Raw genomic sequence first — 14,741 nt, 5'->3', positions numbered from 1 at the left:
TTTGTTACCCCCCGCCGAAAAACTACAAAATTTCTTCGGCGTTTTCTTACAATTTCAAATTGGCGTTGACACAGATCGAGGGACAGCCGGTGGAGGTGCTTCATCCGGGAGATGTGGCCCTCTGTCCTCCTGGCGTGAAGCACTGGCACGGCGGCAGCGCAGGGACCACCTTCGCCCACATCGCCATCAACACCAATCCGGAAAAAACCGGATTGGAATGGTTCGACCGCATCTCTGACGAGGAATACGCAGAGCTGCCTACAGAATAAAAAGGAGTGTGTCCAAAATGAAAGTATTACTGGTCAACGGAAGCCCCCACAAAAGCGGCTGCACCTTTACCGCCCTTACCCAGATCGCCGAGACCCTTCAGGAAGAAGGAGTCGAAAGCGACATCTTTTGGATCGGCAATAAGCCCATCTCCGGCTGTCTGGGCTGCAAGGTTTGCGCCACCCGAAAGGCCTGTGTCATCGACGACAAGGTCAACGAGTTTTTAGACCTGGCGGCGGATTACGACGGCTTTGTCTTCGGTACCCCGGTCCACTGGGCGGGGGCCACCGGGGCCATCACCTCCTTTTTGGACCGGGTGTTTTATGCCGATTTTTGCAGCGGACGCAGTAATTTTTACCTGAAGCCTGCGGCGGCCATTATGTCCGCCCGCCGGGCCGGGACCACCGCCACCTGGGACCAGATGAACAAATACTTCGGCCTCATGCAGATGCCCATCGTCACCTCCCGGTACTGGAACATGGTCCACGGTGCCGCCCCCGACCAGGTAAAGGAGGACCTGGAGGGGATGCAGTGTATGCGCTTTTTGGCCCGGAACATGGCCTGGTTCCTCCGGTGCAAGGAGGCCGGGGAGAAGGCCGGCGTCCCCCTTCCCCGGCAGGAGCAGATCACCTTTACCAACTTTATCCGATAAGGGAAAGGAGGCTCCCGATGAGCAGGAAACAAACCCTGAAAATAACGGTAGACGCCCTGATGACCCTGGCCCTTCTGATGCTTATGGCCTATGAGCTGATCGGCCAGACCACCCATGAGATTACCGGTACTGCGATGCTGCTGCTGTTTGTGGCCCACCATCTTCTGAACCGGAGCTGGCATAAAAATCTGTTCCGGGGGCGGTACAGCCCCTACCGCGTGTTCCAGACGGCGTTGGCAGCGGCTATCTTCCTTTTGATGGTGGTCCAGGGAGTAAGCGGCGTAATGCTTTCCCGGCATCTGTTCACCTTCCTGCCCATCCAGGGAGGGGCCTACTGGGCCCGCAGCCTCCATATGCTGGGGGCTTATTGGAACCTTGTTCTGATGAGCCTGCATCTGGGGTTCCACTGGTCGATGGCGCTGGCCCTGCTGGGAAAGGCTTTCCAGGGAAAAGCTGTCCTTCTCCCGGTGGCGGGAGCCGTGGTGGTGCTCTTTGGCGTTACCGCCTTCCTCCGCCGGGAGGTGGGGGCCTACCTTCTGGGGCAGATCCAGTTTGCCTTCTTCGACTTTGAAGAACCGCTGGTCCTTTTCTTCCTGGATTATTTGGCTATTATGGGCCTGTTCATTTGGACGGGGCATTATTTGGGACTGCTGCTTCGGAAACTTTCCCAGCCTCGGAAGGGAGGACAAAAATGACGCCGGTGAAACGGCTTCTTGCCGCTCTGGCAGCAGTCGTGATACTGCTTTCCTTTGCCGCCTGTGACAACGGCAAAGCATCTCCTGTTTCCTCCGAACCATCGGAGCCTCCTTCCTCACAAACGGTCTCTTCCGCTTTGCCGGAAAGCGAAAGCGCGCCTCCCGATGCTGGTAGCGATGCGCCGGAAGAATCAGAGGGGCCTGACGACCACGTCGTTTACATGACCACCGAGATCACACCCCAAGGGCTGGAAAAGGCGTTCCAAGCCCTGGGGCGTGTCCCTTCCGGTAAAGTGGCGGTCAAGGTCCATTTTGGAGAACCGGGAGGAAACTTCTACCTGGACCCGCAGCTCATCGGCGGCCTGGTGCAGTCGCTGGGTGGGACGCTGGTGGAAACCAACACTGTCAGCGGCGGCTCTCCCCGCGCCAACACCGCCCTGCATTTGCAGATCGCGGCAGACCACGGCTTTGCGGACATCGCCCCGGTGGAGATATTAGACGCCGGCGGGGCGATGGCGCTGCCGGTGGAGGGCGGAAAACACCTTACCGAAAACCTGGTGGGGGCGGGGCTGGCAGACTACGATTTCTGCGTGGTGCTTTCCCACTTCAAGGGCCAGTCCACCGGCGGGTTCAGCGGCGTGATCCGCAACGCCTCCATTGGCCTTGCCTCCGTCCCCGGCAAGTGCCGCATCCATACGGCGGGGGCGGATGACACCACCTGGCGGGGCGGGGACACAACAGCCTTTCTGGAATCCACCGTCGAAGCCGCCAAGTCCGTCTCGGACTACTTTGGAAACGGGGAGAACATTGTCTACATCCATGTGCTGAACCATCTCTCGGTGGACTGCGACTGCCGCAGCAACCCGGCCCAGCCGGATATGCACGACATCGGTATTCTGGCCTCCACCAACCCGGTAGCCCTGGAGCAGGCCAGCGTGGACCTGGTCCTTGCGGCCCCGGACGGTGGGACCCTTGGCAGCCGGATCGAAAGCGGCGGCGGGCTGCACTCCCTGGAGTACGGGGAGGCAATCGGCCTGGGGAGCCGCAGCTACCGGCTGATCTCATTGGATGAAGAAAGCACCAGCGAAAACCAGCTGCATCCCTACCTGCGCCAGCTGGCCGCTTCCATCGCCGGGGAGCTGGCTTCCTCGCAGATGAGCGAATACGAAAGGACCAAAGCCGCCTTCGACTACATGATCACCCATGTGTCCATGGGGGAGCCCATCGGCTCGGAGCTGTGGCGGGTCCACGGCGGCGGGGATACCCCTGTCTCCTTTGTGGAGCAGCGGGCCCTTAGCCCCCTGCGCTTCGGGGTGGGGATGTGCGAGGATTACGCCGCCGCCCTCACCCTGCTGCTCCGGGAGATGGGACTGGAAGCCAGGTATGTTCCCGGCCTCACCTATTCGGCGGAAGGGCATTTGGTGGACCACGCCTGGACGATGGTACGCATCGATGGGGTATGGTACCACCTGGACAGCCAGCTGGAGGACAACATCTCCCGCCGCGGGTCGGTGCGGTACAAATACTTCCTTCGGGGGGACGCCACCCTTGCCGGTTCCCACCGGTGGGGGCAGAACCTCATAGATTCCCGTCTGTTGACCGAAGAGCAAAACCGGGAGATTGAGGGAAATTTCCTTTTCCCCGCCGCGCCGGGGGACTATCCCACGCCGGAGCGGCTGAGTATAGAGGAAACGCCCGCGCCGGATCTGGAGGCCCTGCAAAAAGAGGCGGAGGCGGAAATTGCCGCCTGGGAGGCCGAAAACGGCCCCTTGCCGGAAATGAATTTGAATACTGTTCCGCCGGTCTTTGGCCTGGAAGGCTATGGCCCGGCAGATGAAGGATAAAGGAATGGATCATGTGGAAATGAAAAGGATTTTTGCTCTACTTCTGGCGCTCACCTGCCTGCTGGCCGCCTGTGCTCCGGCGGAGGAAAATTCCTCTGTGCGTTCGGCAGACGGTGTCTCTTCACATCCCCTTCCAAGCAGTGCGGCGTCCAGCGAACCGGAGCCGCCCCCAGAGGCAACGCCGGAACCAAGCCCGGAGCCCGAACCCGAACCGGTAAACGATTGGGAGCAGGATCTCCCGGAAAACCACGGCATGGATCCTGTTTTGCTGGAGCAGATGCGCACCGCCTTGAAGGATGCGCCGGTCTATGCGGTATTGACGGTAAAAGATGGCGTGATCGTAGACGAATACTACCAGGAAGGGCAGGATGAAACCAGTGTTTTTCCCTTCCATTCCGCCTCAAAGTCTGTCACCAGCGCATTGTTTGGCATCGCTTTGGATGAGGGGGCCATCGGCAGCGTGGATGACCTGCTCTCCGATTATCTCCCCCAGGTACTGGAACAGGAAGATGCCGGAAAGCACGCTCTGACCCTGCGCCATCTTTTGACCCAGACCTCCGGCCTGGAATGGTATGAATGGGGCGGCAGTTACAGCAACTGGGGGGAATTTCGTTCGGCAGAAAACTGGGTGGACTACATCCTGGGCCGCAGCCTGGTTTCCGAGCCCGGAAGTGCTTTTAACTACAGTACCGGCAACACCCATCTGCTGGCTGCCGCTTTAGAACAGGCGACCGGCAAAAACCTGTTTGATTACGCCAAAGAGAAGCTGTTTGTCCCTATGGGGATGGACAGCGTGATTTGGGGGACCGATCTCCAGGGGATCGCCGACGGCGGAAACGGGGTGGTCATGTCCGCCAGAGACGCGGCAAAATTCGGCCAGCTCTTTTTAGAGGGCGGCGTCTGGAACGGGCAGCAGCTGGTTCCGGCAGACTGGGTATCCGAATCCACCGCCGCAAAAAACAACGGCGCGGGGGACAGCACCGGCGCATATGGCTACCAATGGTGGATACGCTCCTTTGACGGCTGCGATACATTCTACGCCTTTGGCGCGTGGGGACAATATATTTTCGTTGTCCCGGAGCTGGAACTTGTCACCGTGATCGCCAGCCCCGGCCCACAAAACAGCTATGCCTCCCGCAACTATTTTATCAGCTATATTTTACCCGCCTGCCATGGATAACAGGATGTGACCGACAATGAAATTCTTTTTCTTTCTGCTTTCTTTTTTACTGCTTTCAGGCTGCTCTGCCAACACCAAGAGGGAGGAGGAGCATTCTCCCGCGCCTGAAGGCGCCTCTGCCTATGACGGCCATTTTATCCCGCAGACCTCCGCGTTTTTCAGCAGCAAATCGCTCTCCCCGCCTCAAAAAGAAGAACTGCCGGAGACGCCTTCGGTTTCAGAAGGGATACACCCCTTTATCAAAACGCGGCTGCAGGAGATCGCGTTGGAAATATCGGCGCCGGACATGAGCGAATACGACCGGACCAAAGCCGCTTTTGATTATGTGCTTGACCATATGACCAGAGGGGAAGGAATCGGGCAGGAGCTGTGGCGTATCCACGAGGACAGGGCCGAACCGATCCCCTATTTGGAGCAGAGAGCTTTAAGCCCTTTGTATTTTGGCGTTGGTATGTGTGAGGATTACGCCGCCGCCCTCACCCTGCTTCTGCGGGAAATGGGGCTGGAGGCGGAGTATGTTCCCGGCCTTCTCTACACCGTGGAGGGCGAACTGGCCGACCATGCCTGGACGGTGGTAAGGATAGAGGGGACCTGGTACCATCTGGACAGCCATCTGGAGGACTATATTTCCAGAGGACGGACGGTGCGTTACCGGTATTTCCTTCATGGCGACAGCACCTTCTCTCTCACCCATGTGTGGGGGCAGCGGCTGATCGACCGCCGGCTTCTGAGCCCGGCGCAGGAAGCCGAGATTGCAGAGTATTACCTTACAAAAACCTGTCCCCAGGACTATCCTGCCCCGCCCCAGTCCCGCGCCATGCGGGAGGTCCCGCCGCCGGATGCCGCCGCGTTACAGGCGCAGATAGAGGGCGAGATCGCCGCATATGAACAGGAAAACGGCCCTCTGCCGGAGATGGAGCTGGATGTGATTCCGCCCGTCTTTGGTTTAGAGGGCTACGGCCCGGCAGATTGACCCCGAAAGGAGAACCTATGAAAAAACTGCTTATCTTGACCATAATTTGTGTGCTGCTGGCCCTTTCAGGCTGCGGGGACCAACCGGCCGCCGGATTTTCCGAAAGCGACCTGACCCTCACCGTTGCCGGAAAGGAATACCACACCAGAGACAACATCGAAACGGTGATCGAAGCCCTGGGGGACGGCTACCAGTACGCCGAGGGAAAATCCTGCGATTACGACGGCCTGGACAAAACCTATACCTACGAGGCCGCCACCTTCTACACCAATCCTCTGGCGGCGGGGGACCTGCTGGCGGAGATCTATTCCGCCAGCCCGGATGCCGTCACCTCCAAGGGGATCAAGGCCGGTTCCTCCAAGGCCGATGTGTTGGCCGCCTATGGCGACCCCATGGAGCAGGACGACTACCTGCTCATCTACCGGGCCTCGGAGGAAGTCGGTTCTCCCGCTCTCTGCTTTGAATTGGAGGGGGATACGGTCACTGCCGTTTTCCTCACCGTAGACCCCGTGTAAAGGAGGGCAGCTATGACCGTACTGGAACAGCTGAAAAACTACGCCAGAACCAGCCGGATGGCCCTGGTCAACCGGGACAAACAACTCTCCTACCGAGAATTGGATGTCCGTTCCGACGCTTTTGCCGCCTGGCTGCTGGATACCTTCGGGGAGGACCGCTCCCCGGTGATGCTCTGCGGAGACAAGGAAACAGATTTTCTCCCCTGTATCTTCGGCGCGCTGAAATCCGGGCGGGCCTATGTCCCCATCGACAGCGTTGTACCGGAGGAACGGGCCGCTCAGATCATAGCGGATGTAAAGCCAAAGGTGATCGTGGACTTCACCGGCAATAATTGGGGGAACGATGCACAGGTACTTATCCCCGCCGCCCTTTCCAAAATTCTCAAAAGGCCGGGGACGGTTTCCCCGGAAAGCTGGGTCAGGGAGGCTGACACCGCCTATATCCTTTTCACCTCCGGCAGCACCGGACGGCCCAAGGGGGTGCCTGTCGCCGCCGGGAATCTGGACGCTTTCTGCCGGGGGCTGCTGCCCTTTTATCCCCAGGAGGGCGGCGTTATTCTCCACCAGGTTTCCTATTCCTTCGATGTTTCCGGCTGTGCGGTCTATGCCGGGATCAGCCGGGGGATGACCCTTTTTACCATAGACCACGCTATGGCCGCAAATTTGCAGGAATGCTTTGCCGCCCTGGAAAAGTCAGGGCTGACATTGTGGGTCTCCACCCCCTCCTTTGCCGAGTTGTGTGTCCAGTCGGAACGCTTCTCCCAGGCGCTTCTGCCCTGCCTGGGGCAGTTCCTTTTCTGCGGGGAGGTACTGACCCATACCCTCTGCGACACCTTGGCCCAGCGGTTCCCGTCGGCCCGTATTCTCAACACCTACGGCCCCACCGAGGCCACCGTTTTGGTGACTGCCGCCGAGATCACCGAGGAAATGCGAAAGGACAGCCGCTCCATCCCCATTGGCAGGCCCATCGACGGGGTAACGCTGCGGCTGGAACGGGACGGACAGGTTATCACCGGGGAGGATGAGACCGGAGAACTACAAATTCTCGGTCCCACCGTGGGCCCCGGTTACTTCGGCCGGCCCGACCTCACCGAGAAGTCCTTCTTCACCGACCATGAAACCGCCCTGCAGGGCTACCGCACCGGCGATCTATGCTATCAGACCGATGGTCTCTATTACTACTGCGGCCGAGCGGATAACCAGCTGAAACTCAACGGCTACCGCATCGAAATCGAGGATGTGGAGGAAAACCTGCAAAAGCTGCCCGGCGTCCGGCGAGCGGCGGTGCTTCCCGTCCGGGACGGAGAGGGGAAGGCCCAATATCTGGCGGCCTTCCTGCTGCTGGAAGAACCGGACGGCCTCACCCCCTTAAAGCGCTCCATTGCCCTCAAACGGCAGGCGGCGGAGTTTTTACCCGCCTACATGATTCCCCGGAAGTTTTTTGCGGTGGACGCCTTCCCCCTCAATGTCAATGGCAAGATTGACAAAAAGGCTCTGACCGCCCGATTGGAGGGAACGCCATGAATCCCTATTCCGGCTTGCTGTTTTTCTACCTGCTGGCGCTGCTGCTCCTGCCTGCCGTTGTGCTGGGGCTGCTGGGAAAATCCCTGAAAACCTATGGGCTGATTTTCTCCGTCCTTATGCTGGCCCTTGTCTTTGGGGAAGGGGGACAGCTGTCCGCCCTCATCGCCTTCTACCTGTGGGAAGGGGCGGTGTTTCTGGCTTACCGCCGCTGGCAGAAGAAGCTGCCCCTTTGGCTGGTGGTGCCGCTGGCCCTGCTTCCTCTGGCTCTGGTGAAGATGGGAGAGGTATGGTCGCCCTTTGCGGCCTTCAGGCTGCTGGGGATCAGCTATATGACCTTTCGGGCGGTGGAGGTGCTGCTGAACCTCCACAATGAAACCATTCAGACCCTGTCCTTTTTCCAGTGGAGCAGCTTTCTGCTGTTTTTCCCTTCGGTGCCCTCCGGCCCTATCGACCGGTGCCGCCGGTTCCTCTCCGACCTGGAGCGGAAAATCACCCCGGAGGAGTACATAGACCTTCTGCGCCGGGGCGTCTGGAAACTCACCGGCGGGGCCTTTTCGGCTATCGTTTTGGGCGGGCTTATCTGGCAGTACTGGCTGGCCCCGCTCCCGGACAGCGGCTTTCTGCCCACCCTCTCCTACCTGTACGGCTATACTCTCTTCCTCTATTTCAATTTTGCCGGGAGCAGCAGTATGGCTGTGGGAACGGGGTATCTTTTAGGCATCCGGGTGCCGGAAAACTTTCGCCAGCCCTTTCTCAGCGTGGATATGAAGGACTTCTGGGCACGGTGGCACATCTCCCTTTCCACCTGGCTGCGGGACTATGTGTACACCCGGTTCGCAACCGATTCACTGAAGAGGAAGCGGTTCCAAAATCCCCGGACAGCCTCCTATCTGGGGTATCTTCTCACCATGATGACCATGGGGGTCTGGCATGGCCTTGCGCCCCATTACCTTTTGTACGGGGCCTACCACAGCACCCTTCTGTGTCTGAATGAAGCGTTGGATCTCCACTGGAAACCCTTCAAAAAGTGGAAGCGGAAGGGCTTCGGCCAGGTGTGCTGCGTCCTTGTGACCTTCCACCTGTTTGCCTTCGGGCTGCTGATTTTTTCGGGAAGATTATTTTGACGATATGGGAGTATGAATTTATGGAACAAAAGATAGCCGAAATTCTTGCGGAGTTGTGCGGTGTGGAACCGGAGGAGATCCAACCGGAGTTGGAACTTTTCGAGGAGGGGCTTCTGGACTCCTTCGCCGCCATTCAGCTGGTAATGGAGCTGGAAGAAGCCTTTGGGGTATCCCTAGATATGGCCTCCCTCCCGCGGGAGCGCATCGCCACCCCGGCGGCCATTGCCGCTCTGATTCGGGAGAAACAGGCATGAGACAGGCGGCAAAACAGATTTTCCTTCCCAGCTTGGCGCTACTCCTGGCGGTTTCCCTGACCTTTCTGGGGGCAGGGGCCGCTGTCACCGGCACCATGCCCCCCTGGCGGGACAGCGTGGGAGATGTGAACCATACTGAAAAGATCACCGGGACTTATCTGGTGGAGCAGTCCGCCGCCCAGGAGGACACGCTGCTCCTTTTCGGCTCCAGTGAGCTGCGGACCGCCGAAATTTCCACCCACCCGGCCAATTTCTTCGCCGGGAAACGGGCAGGCTTTCAGGTGGACCTCATCGGACGGGGCTCCTGCCAGTCGCTGATCCACGCCCTGCAAATTGCCGCCTCCGGGGATTCTCTTCGAGGGAAAAGGGTGGTGCTGATCACCTCCCCCCAGTCCTATGTGGAGGGCGGCATCGCCCCGGACCTGTTTATGGCGAACTTTTCTGTCCAGGGGTACCTGGAGCTGTTGGCAGACGACTCCCTCTCGGACGAGGTGAAGGTCTACCTTTCCCGGCGGGTGGCAGAGTTGATGGAGGAATACAAGGCTTTGCCCGATGCCGCTCCGGTGGACCCGGCCATCGCCGCTTTGGCCGAGCATACCGCAGAGCCGGCCCTTCTTTCCGGCATAGGAAATGCGATTCTTTCCCCCTATTATGTCGCCAGACGCTGGCTGTACGAATTAAAGGACAAGGCTTCGGTTCGGGATATTCTGGCAGCTGGTGAGGATTTCTCTGTCCCCGGAAAGCTGCCCGCCATCGACTGGGCCTCCGAGGAAGAAGCCGCCATCACCGAGGGCAAAGCTATGAGTAGCAACAACAGCTTCTGGATGCTGGACGACTATTACACCACCTACATTGGCTCCCGGCTGGAGCGGCAGAGGGACCGGGACACCGACCTCAGCTATTCCCGATCCAAGGAGTACGACGACCTGCGGATACTTTTCGCTGTCTGCCGGGAAAAAGAAATCGAGCCGCTGTTTATCCATGTGCCGCTCCACGGGCCATGGAGCGACTACACCGGCTTTGGCGCGGACCGCCGGGCGGAGTACTACCAAAATGTCCGGGGGATTGCGGCGGAATACGGTGTTCAGACATTGGATCTCACCGGGCACGAGTACGAGGAATATTTTATGTGCGACACCATGCACCTGGGATGGAAGGGGTGGCTTGCGGTTGATAAAGCGCTTATCGAATATTATTACGGCGGGTAAGGAGTGGGTATTTGCCCATGCCGCCGCCCGGTACGGCTGGTATCTGCTGGCGGCGGTGGGATTGCTCCTTTTCTGGCTTCTCTCTCTGGAGGGGGAGATTGCTTTTGTGTATAGTGCGTTTTGAGTCGGCTTTTATAGACAGACAAACTTCATTGCAAAGGAGGAATTTTATGGAGATCCTGCGAAACCGCTTGAGAGAAGTGCGCGAAACGAGAAAACTCTCCCAAGCCATGCTGGGCCGCCTTGCAGGCTGCGGCCAGGAGAAAATCAGTTTTTACGAAACCGGAAAAAGCAAGCCGCAATACCAAACATTGGTGCGTTTGGCAAATGCCTTGCAGGTTTCCATAGATTACCTCCTTGGCAGGACAGACGAGATGAATCCCAAAATCACTTTGGGAGATGTTCTGAAAGAAGATGAAATTGACCTGATCCTCAAGTATCGGGAGCTTCCCAAAGAAAAACAGGCTAAACTATCCGGCATCGCCATCGGCCTGAGCGAATAAGAAAAAGGCAGGGAAGAAAGAGCGTTTTGCTCCTTCTTCCCTGCCTTTTAGCTATCAGCCAAATCTTCCTTAGTCTGCCCCTGCCTGCTCTTGAAACACAAGATGGTTGGCGCGGCTCTCGATGGTATCCCGCACATCCTCCATGTAGCGGGTCTCCAACTTCTGCCACTCCCGGTAAATATCCGCCAGAGGGCTGGGAGAATCCAACAGGGCGCCGCCCTGTTCCACCGTAACATCCCGTTCCTCCAGCGCCATGAGAATGTCCTCCCGGACGCTGTACTCATAGGCGTGGTCCAGGATTTCCTCCGGGAGTAGGCCCAAAAGCCAGTCCCGGTAGGTGTCCTGCTCCGCTTTCATCTTCCGGTACAAAATCGTGGTCAATTCTTCTGCTGTCATATCATCAATACCCCCTTAAATCCTGCCGGTAAGCAGCCGTTCGGCCACCTGCTGACCGCCCAGCTCGCTGATCCGGTAGATCTCATCGCAGAAGGGCGCCAGGGTGAACTTCATCCCAGGGGTGGCCTGGTCCATCAGGATGCCGGTGATGGTGAAACCCATCGCCGCCTTTTTCTTCCGAAGTTCCTGGACAAAGGGCTCGGATACCCTGCACTCCCCATCGGTGATGAACACCACATCCGCCTGCCGGAACTCCCCGGTTTCCATGAGCCGGAAGGCCTCCCGCAAGGGGGTCTCGTAGTCGGTGCCGCCATTCAGGAAGGTAGAGGCGGAGGAAAGCACATCCTCCGGTGCATACTGGCCGGGGCGGAAAATATCTGTCCTGAAATCATCTTCATCGGAGAAGTGGATAAGGGCAAAATTCCGCCGATGGAATCCGGTGACATCCAGCAAGGCATAGGCCACAGCCTTGCCCCAGGCGGCGTTGTCCCCGCCATTCTGCATGGTGGAGCCAGATTCATCCAGACAGACGATCTTATCCCCCTGCCCCTTGCAGACCTTTTCCCTTCTCTGATGCTGGAGCAAAGCCCCGCGCTGGTATTTCCTCAGAAAGATGGGAATGGTCTCCGGGGCAGCCAGCGGCCCGAACTCGGAGGAAAGCACGCTCCGCAGCCGGTTGCCCAGCTCCAGACCGTATTTCTCGCCCCTGCCGTAGACGGTGGCGTTTTTGCGCTTGACCCGCATCATCTCCCGCAGGCGGCCCAGATATTGGGAAATCTTCACCAACTGCTCGTTCTGCCGGACCTTTTGGAGCAGCTGCCCGTTGAGGGTATCCGGCCGCATATTTCCGGGGTCAGTCCCCCGGGACAAAAGAATCTGGGCCGTTTCGTCTGCCTTCTCCATGGCCGCCTGACCAGCGGCGGACAGCACAGCCTCTACCTGCTCCTGGTGATGGAGAAGGTTATCCTCCACCATCTTCTCCAGAGCGTCCAGCTGCCGCACCTTGCTTTCGGCCCGGTTTGCCAGCCGGAGGATTTTCTTCTCCAGCCTGGGGTCTGGTTGGGAGGGGTCATGGCGGTTCAAAAGCTCATGCAGCTGTTCCAGCCGTTCCTCCTGTTTGGCAGTCTCTTTTTCCAGCACCGAAAGACTCTGTTTCGGCCCATTGGCGGCATCCATCAGCCGGTCCAGATTTTCGCAGACCTGGCGCATGAACTCCTCCGCCGCGTCATAGGCGGGCAGCTCGTTTCCCTCGCAGACGGCCCGCAGAGCCGGATAGACAGGGGACTGCATCAACTGCCGCAGGATAGGGCGGTGGAATTTCTTTGCCATGGGGGAAAGCTGTTTCTCCGGCTTTTCCTTTACATTCATGCTGAACAGGCTTTGGAACACATCGCGGGAAAGGTCGGAAATGCCGGGCAGCTTCTCCTAGGCCTGCTTTTCCAACTCGCTCAGTTTGTCGTCCCTATCCTCTCGGACTTCCCGGTAAATTTCGTCCTCGATCCTTCTGGCGTAGAGGGTCTGATTGTCTTTCCCAAACACCGTTTTCAGGCGGTCGCGGAAGAATGCCGATTTCATCAGCCTGCCAAAATCAATAAAAGCGTCTCTCATAAGTTATCCTTTCCGGCGTCCAAAATGGGGAGAGCCGAAGCCCTCCCCGTGGTAACGCCACATCAAATTGTGTCAGAATGGCAGGTCTCCGGTCTCTCCTACCTCCTCGAAGGTGGAGGAAAAACTGGATACCAGGCCGTCAAAGCCCGCAAAGGCGGCGCTGAGGTCGGCGGCGGCCGGTGTATTTGCGGGAGCCGCAGCTGGGGCCTGTGCCATAGCCGGAGGCTGGGACGGGTAAGAGGGCCTTTCCGCCGCCCCTTCTGCGGGGGCCGCCTCGGTGGGGGCAAAGTTTACCCGTTCCGCCAAGATACGCACCCCCTCGTGCTTGCTGCCGTTTTTGTCCGTCCAGGGGGCGGCCTGTAAGCTGCCGGTGACCTCGATGAGTTTCCCCTTTCGGAAGTTGTTGGCGATGAACTCCGCGGTGGAGCGCCACGCCTCCACATTAAAGAAGTCGGCCTTTTTTTTCCTTGCCTTTGCCGGCGTACCGGTCACAGGCAATGCGGACGGCCACATGGAATACCCCCGCCGGGGTCTGGCGCAGCTCCGGGTCTTTGGTGAGCCTGCCGGTGATAACGACTGCGTTTGCCATTTATGTTTCCTCCTGTTCTTTTAGGGCGGGATTTTCCCTGCCCTGCTTGTCGTAGATGTTCCAAAGGATGTGCTGGAGCGTTTCTCCCCAATCCCGCCGTTCGTACCGAAACCAACGGCAAAGGGTCAAAAGAGGATGGGGAAACTGGTTCAGATACAGCAGATGCTCCTCATTCCAATCCCCGACGCCGGAAAGCCGGCGGTAGAGGGTCTCACAGACAGCGATCTCTTCTGACCTGGCAAGAAACGCCTGTGGCGTCAGCCCGGAGAGCCGCTGGCGAAAGGTAGCGTAGTCCAAGTCCAGCTTGTCCCGAAGCTCCTGTGGAAGATCATTTCTGCCCATTTGCAGACCACCTTCCCAGCCCTTTGCGGAAGCCCGCAAGGAAATTCTCCGCCAGCTTGCCAAGGAAAACGGCCAGTCCGCCCAGCAGCCACAGGCCGAGGATGGCCTGCGCCACCCTGGAGCGCAGCAGGCAGAGCAGCAGGATAACCAGAGTGATGCCGATGAGTACCGAAAGCAGCTTGTGTTTCATAGAAATGTCCTTTCTCTTAATTCTGGCTGCCAGAGCCCATCAGGGCCTCCAGCTCGTTCAGCGGGATGTAGGTGAGGTTGGTGGCGGCGTGGGCCTTCTGGCTGGCCTTTTCCAGTTCCTCCAGCAGCCCGTCCACCTGGGCGGTTTCGGTGTCGTTCTGGGCGTAAGCCCGCAGAGTGGTGATCTTACGGTAAAGCTCCACCGCCTCGGTGCGGAACCGCTGGAGCGCCCGCACCACATTCCCGTCCGGGTTTTGGTCAAACCGGGTCATCACATCTACTACCGCCTTGCGGATTTCAGAGATCTTCCCGCCCAGGGGATTTTCACAGAGACGGGTCAGCACCTGGCTGATCTTGGGCAGCTCGTCCGGGCTGGTCCATAGGTAGTTGCGTAGGATGGTGAGGTCAATCCCCTGCGCCTCATCCCTGCCGCAGAGCCAGGCGTGGGCCTGGACGATGGGGTAATAGCCGAAGTATTTCCGGTCGGAGACATGGACTCCCTGGCGGCGCAGCTCGATGAGGATGTCGTCCATCAGCTCATTCACCGCAGCCGGGACACGCACGGAAGAAACCTCCTTCTGCATTTCACAGAGTTCTTCCAGGGTGATGGTGGGCCCGGTGAGAGGGGCCTCCTTGTCCTCGGTCTGCTTCTTAGCCAGCATCGCCAGCCGTATATCACGGTCATCTATGTACTTGACATAGAGTTTCAGTTCCAGCCGGTCGTAGAGGGGCCGGAGGATGGACTCAGCGGGGTCATTGAAGTTAGGTAGTGTTCACATAAGCACATCGACAATGAGAGCAAAAAAGACAAAAGCCAAAAAGATAATATCCAGTTTGTCATAGCGGGTAAAAATGCGACGAAATCGCTTGATACGGCG

General features: G+C 58.4%; 17 protein-coding genes and 3 pseudogenes. 12 read left to right on the top strand and 8 right to left on the bottom strand.

What is annotated here, in order from left to right; all coding sequences use genetic code 11:
* The 12 genes and pseudogenes from D5269_RS15325 to D5269_RS15270 form a co-directional block, all read left to right on the top strand.
* Positions 1-269 (top strand): annotated as a pseudogene (locus D5269_RS15325) (hypothetical protein); the annotation flags it as partial.
* A gap of 17 nt (positions 270-286) precedes the next feature.
* On the top strand, positions 287-919 hold the full coding sequence (locus D5269_RS15320; RefSeq protein WP_120486673.1) for a flavodoxin family protein: 633 nt from the start codon (positions 287-289) through the stop codon (positions 917-919).
* Positions 920-936: 17 nt separating this feature from the next.
* Complete coding sequence (locus tag D5269_RS15315; RefSeq protein WP_120486672.1) at positions 937-1,614, top strand: DUF4405 domain-containing protein; 678 nt, start codon at positions 937-939, stop codon at positions 1,612-1,614.
* Positions 1,611-3,458: a DUF362 domain-containing protein gene (locus tag D5269_RS15310; protein ID WP_120486671.1), complete on the top strand. Its 1,848-nt coding sequence runs from the start codon at positions 1,611-1,613 to the stop codon at positions 3,456-3,458. Before D5269_RS15315 ends, D5269_RS15310 begins: the two co-directional genes overlap by 4 nt.
* Positions 3,459-3,462: 4 nt before the next feature.
* On the top strand, positions 3,463-4,638 hold the full coding sequence (locus D5269_RS15305) for a serine hydrolase (protein ID WP_158605029.1): 1,176 nt from the start codon (positions 3,463-3,465) through the stop codon (positions 4,636-4,638).
* Between the two features lie 16 nt (positions 4,639-4,654).
* A complete protein-coding gene (locus D5269_RS15300; RefSeq protein WP_120486669.1) occupies positions 4,655-5,611 on the top strand; it encodes a transglutaminase-like domain-containing protein in 957 nt (318 codons plus the stop codon).
* A gap of 17 nt (positions 5,612-5,628) precedes the next feature.
* Entirely contained in the window at positions 5,629-6,126 is a 498-nt protein-coding gene (locus tag D5269_RS15295; RefSeq protein ID WP_120486668.1) for a hypothetical protein, read from the top strand.
* Positions 6,127-6,138: 12 nt separating this feature from the next.
* The gene (locus tag D5269_RS15290) at positions 6,139-7,650 is read left to right on the top strand and encodes an amino acid adenylation domain-containing protein (RefSeq protein ID WP_120486667.1); all 1,512 of its coding nucleotides are present in this window, start codon (positions 6,139-6,141) and stop codon (positions 7,648-7,650) included.
* Positions 7,647-8,774, top strand: a complete 1,128-nt coding sequence (gene dltB / locus D5269_RS15285) for a D-alanyl-lipoteichoic acid biosynthesis protein DltB (protein ID WP_120486666.1) — start codon at positions 7,647-7,649, stop codon at positions 8,772-8,774. The genes D5269_RS15290 and dltB overlap by 4 nt, the downstream gene beginning before the upstream one ends.
* Before the next feature lie 20 nt (positions 8,775-8,794).
* Entirely contained in the window at positions 8,795-9,028 is a 234-nt protein-coding gene (locus D5269_RS15280) for an acyl carrier protein (protein WP_147408018.1), read from the top strand.
* A complete protein-coding gene (gene dltD / locus D5269_RS15275) occupies positions 9,025-10,236 on the top strand; it encodes a D-alanyl-lipoteichoic acid biosynthesis protein DltD (RefSeq protein WP_120486664.1) in 1,212 nt (403 codons plus the stop codon). Before D5269_RS15280 ends, dltD begins: the two co-directional genes overlap by 4 nt.
* A gap of 170 nt (positions 10,237-10,406) precedes the next feature.
* On the top strand, positions 10,407-10,739 hold the full coding sequence (locus D5269_RS15270; RefSeq protein WP_158605027.1) for a helix-turn-helix transcriptional regulator: 333 nt from the start codon (positions 10,407-10,409) through the stop codon (positions 10,737-10,739).
* 69 nt (positions 10,740-10,808) lie between these two features.
* Here the strand turns inward: D5269_RS15270 and D5269_RS15265 are convergent, their stop codons facing one another.
* From D5269_RS15265 to D5269_RS18655, 8 genes and pseudogenes are all read right to left on the bottom strand, one after another.
* Entirely contained in the window at positions 10,809-11,135 is a 327-nt protein-coding gene (locus tag D5269_RS15265; RefSeq protein ID WP_120486662.1) for a DUF3848 domain-containing protein, read from the bottom strand.
* Positions 11,136-11,150: 15 nt separating this feature from the next.
* Positions 11,151-12,503, bottom strand: coding sequence for a VWA domain-containing protein (locus D5269_RS15260; RefSeq protein ID WP_147408015.1), 1,353 nt, complete (start codon positions 12,501-12,503; stop codon positions 11,151-11,153).
* Positions 12,504-12,560: 57 nt separating this feature from the next.
* Positions 12,561-12,743 carry a hypothetical protein gene (locus tag D5269_RS15255; protein WP_120486660.1) on the bottom strand — a complete coding sequence of 61 codons (183 nt, stop codon included), beginning with the start codon at positions 12,741-12,743 and terminating at the stop codon, positions 12,561-12,563.
* Positions 12,744-12,815: 72 nt separating this feature from the next.
* Positions 12,816-13,332: pseudogene (locus D5269_RS15250) on the bottom strand (single-stranded DNA-binding protein).
* Positions 13,333-13,674, bottom strand: a complete 342-nt coding sequence (locus D5269_RS15240) for a hypothetical protein (RefSeq protein WP_120486658.1) — start codon at positions 13,672-13,674, stop codon at positions 13,333-13,335.
* Entirely contained in the window at positions 13,661-13,864 is a 204-nt protein-coding gene (locus D5269_RS15235) for a hypothetical protein (protein ID WP_120486657.1), read from the bottom strand. The genes D5269_RS15240 and D5269_RS15235 overlap by 14 nt, the downstream gene beginning before the upstream one ends.
* A 16-nt stretch (positions 13,865-13,880) precedes the next feature.
* Positions 13,881-14,525: a hypothetical protein gene (locus tag D5269_RS15230; protein ID WP_120486656.1), complete on the bottom strand. Its 645-nt coding sequence runs from the start codon at positions 14,523-14,525 to the stop codon at positions 13,881-13,883.
* Positions 14,526-14,636: 111 nt separating this feature from the next.
* Positions 14,637-14,741: pseudogene (locus D5269_RS18655) on the bottom strand (IS5/IS1182 family transposase); the annotation flags it as partial.

The sequence above is a fragment of the Anaerotruncus sp. 1XD42-93 genome, from assembly GCF_009917605.1.
In the GTDB taxonomy this organism is placed as follows: Bacteria; Bacillota; Clostridia; order Oscillospirales; family Ruminococcaceae; genus Anaerotruncus.
Note: the sequence above shows the minus strand (reverse complement) of the source record. Positions and strands in the feature narration are given on the sequence as shown.

What these genes read in the sequence shown, in the direction of transcription:
- D5269_RS15235 (WP_120486657.1), bottom strand. Translation starts at nt 13,864, where the DNA reads ATGAAACACAAGCTGCTTTCGGTACTCATCGGCATCACTCTGGTTATC.
- D5269_RS15310 (WP_120486671.1), top strand. Translation starts at nt 1,611, where the DNA reads ATGACGCCGGTGAAACGGCTTCTTGCCGCTCTGGCAGCAGTCGTGATA.
- D5269_RS15315 (WP_120486672.1), top strand. Translation starts at nt 937, where the DNA reads ATGAGCAGGAAACAAACCCTGAAAATAACGGTAGACGCCCTGATGACC.
- D5269_RS15280 (WP_147408018.1), top strand. Translation starts at nt 8,795, where the DNA reads ATGGAACAAAAGATAGCCGAAATTCTTGCGGAGTTGTGCGGTGTGGAA.
- D5269_RS15305 (WP_158605029.1), top strand. Translation starts at nt 3,463, where the DNA reads ATGGATCATGTGGAAATGAAAAGGATTTTTGCTCTACTTCTGGCGCTC.
- D5269_RS15320 (WP_120486673.1), top strand. Translation starts at nt 287, where the DNA reads ATGAAAGTATTACTGGTCAACGGAAGCCCCCACAAAAGCGGCTGCACC.
- D5269_RS15260 (WP_147408015.1), bottom strand. Translation starts at nt 12,503, where the DNA reads ATGAATGTAAAGGAAAAGCCGGAGAAACAGCTTTCCCCCATGGCAAAG.
- dltD (WP_120486664.1), top strand. Translation starts at nt 9,025, where the DNA reads ATGAGACAGGCGGCAAAACAGATTTTCCTTCCCAGCTTGGCGCTACTC.
- D5269_RS15255 (WP_120486660.1), bottom strand. Translation starts at nt 12,743, where the DNA reads ATGAGAGACGCTTTTATTGATTTTGGCAGGCTGATGAAATCGGCATTC.
- D5269_RS15295 (WP_120486668.1), top strand. Translation starts at nt 5,629, where the DNA reads ATGAAAAAACTGCTTATCTTGACCATAATTTGTGTGCTGCTGGCCCTT.
- D5269_RS15300 (WP_120486669.1), top strand. Translation starts at nt 4,655, where the DNA reads ATGAAATTCTTTTTCTTTCTGCTTTCTTTTTTACTGCTTTCAGGCTGC.
- D5269_RS15270 (WP_158605027.1), top strand. Translation starts at nt 10,407, where the DNA reads ATGGAGATCCTGCGAAACCGCTTGAGAGAAGTGCGCGAAACGAGAAAA.
- D5269_RS15290 (WP_120486667.1), top strand. Translation starts at nt 6,139, where the DNA reads ATGACCGTACTGGAACAGCTGAAAAACTACGCCAGAACCAGCCGGATG.
- dltB (WP_120486666.1), top strand. Translation starts at nt 7,647, where the DNA reads ATGAATCCCTATTCCGGCTTGCTGTTTTTCTACCTGCTGGCGCTGCTG.
- D5269_RS15240 (WP_120486658.1), bottom strand. Translation starts at nt 13,674, where the DNA reads ATGGGCAGAAATGATCTTCCACAGGAGCTTCGGGACAAGCTGGACTTG.
- D5269_RS15230 (WP_120486656.1), bottom strand. Translation starts at nt 14,525, where the DNA reads ATGCTGGCTAAGAAGCAGACCGAGGACAAGGAGGCCCCTCTCACCGGG.
- D5269_RS15265 (WP_120486662.1), bottom strand. Translation starts at nt 11,135, where the DNA reads ATGACAGCAGAAGAATTGACCACGATTTTGTACCGGAAGATGAAAGCG.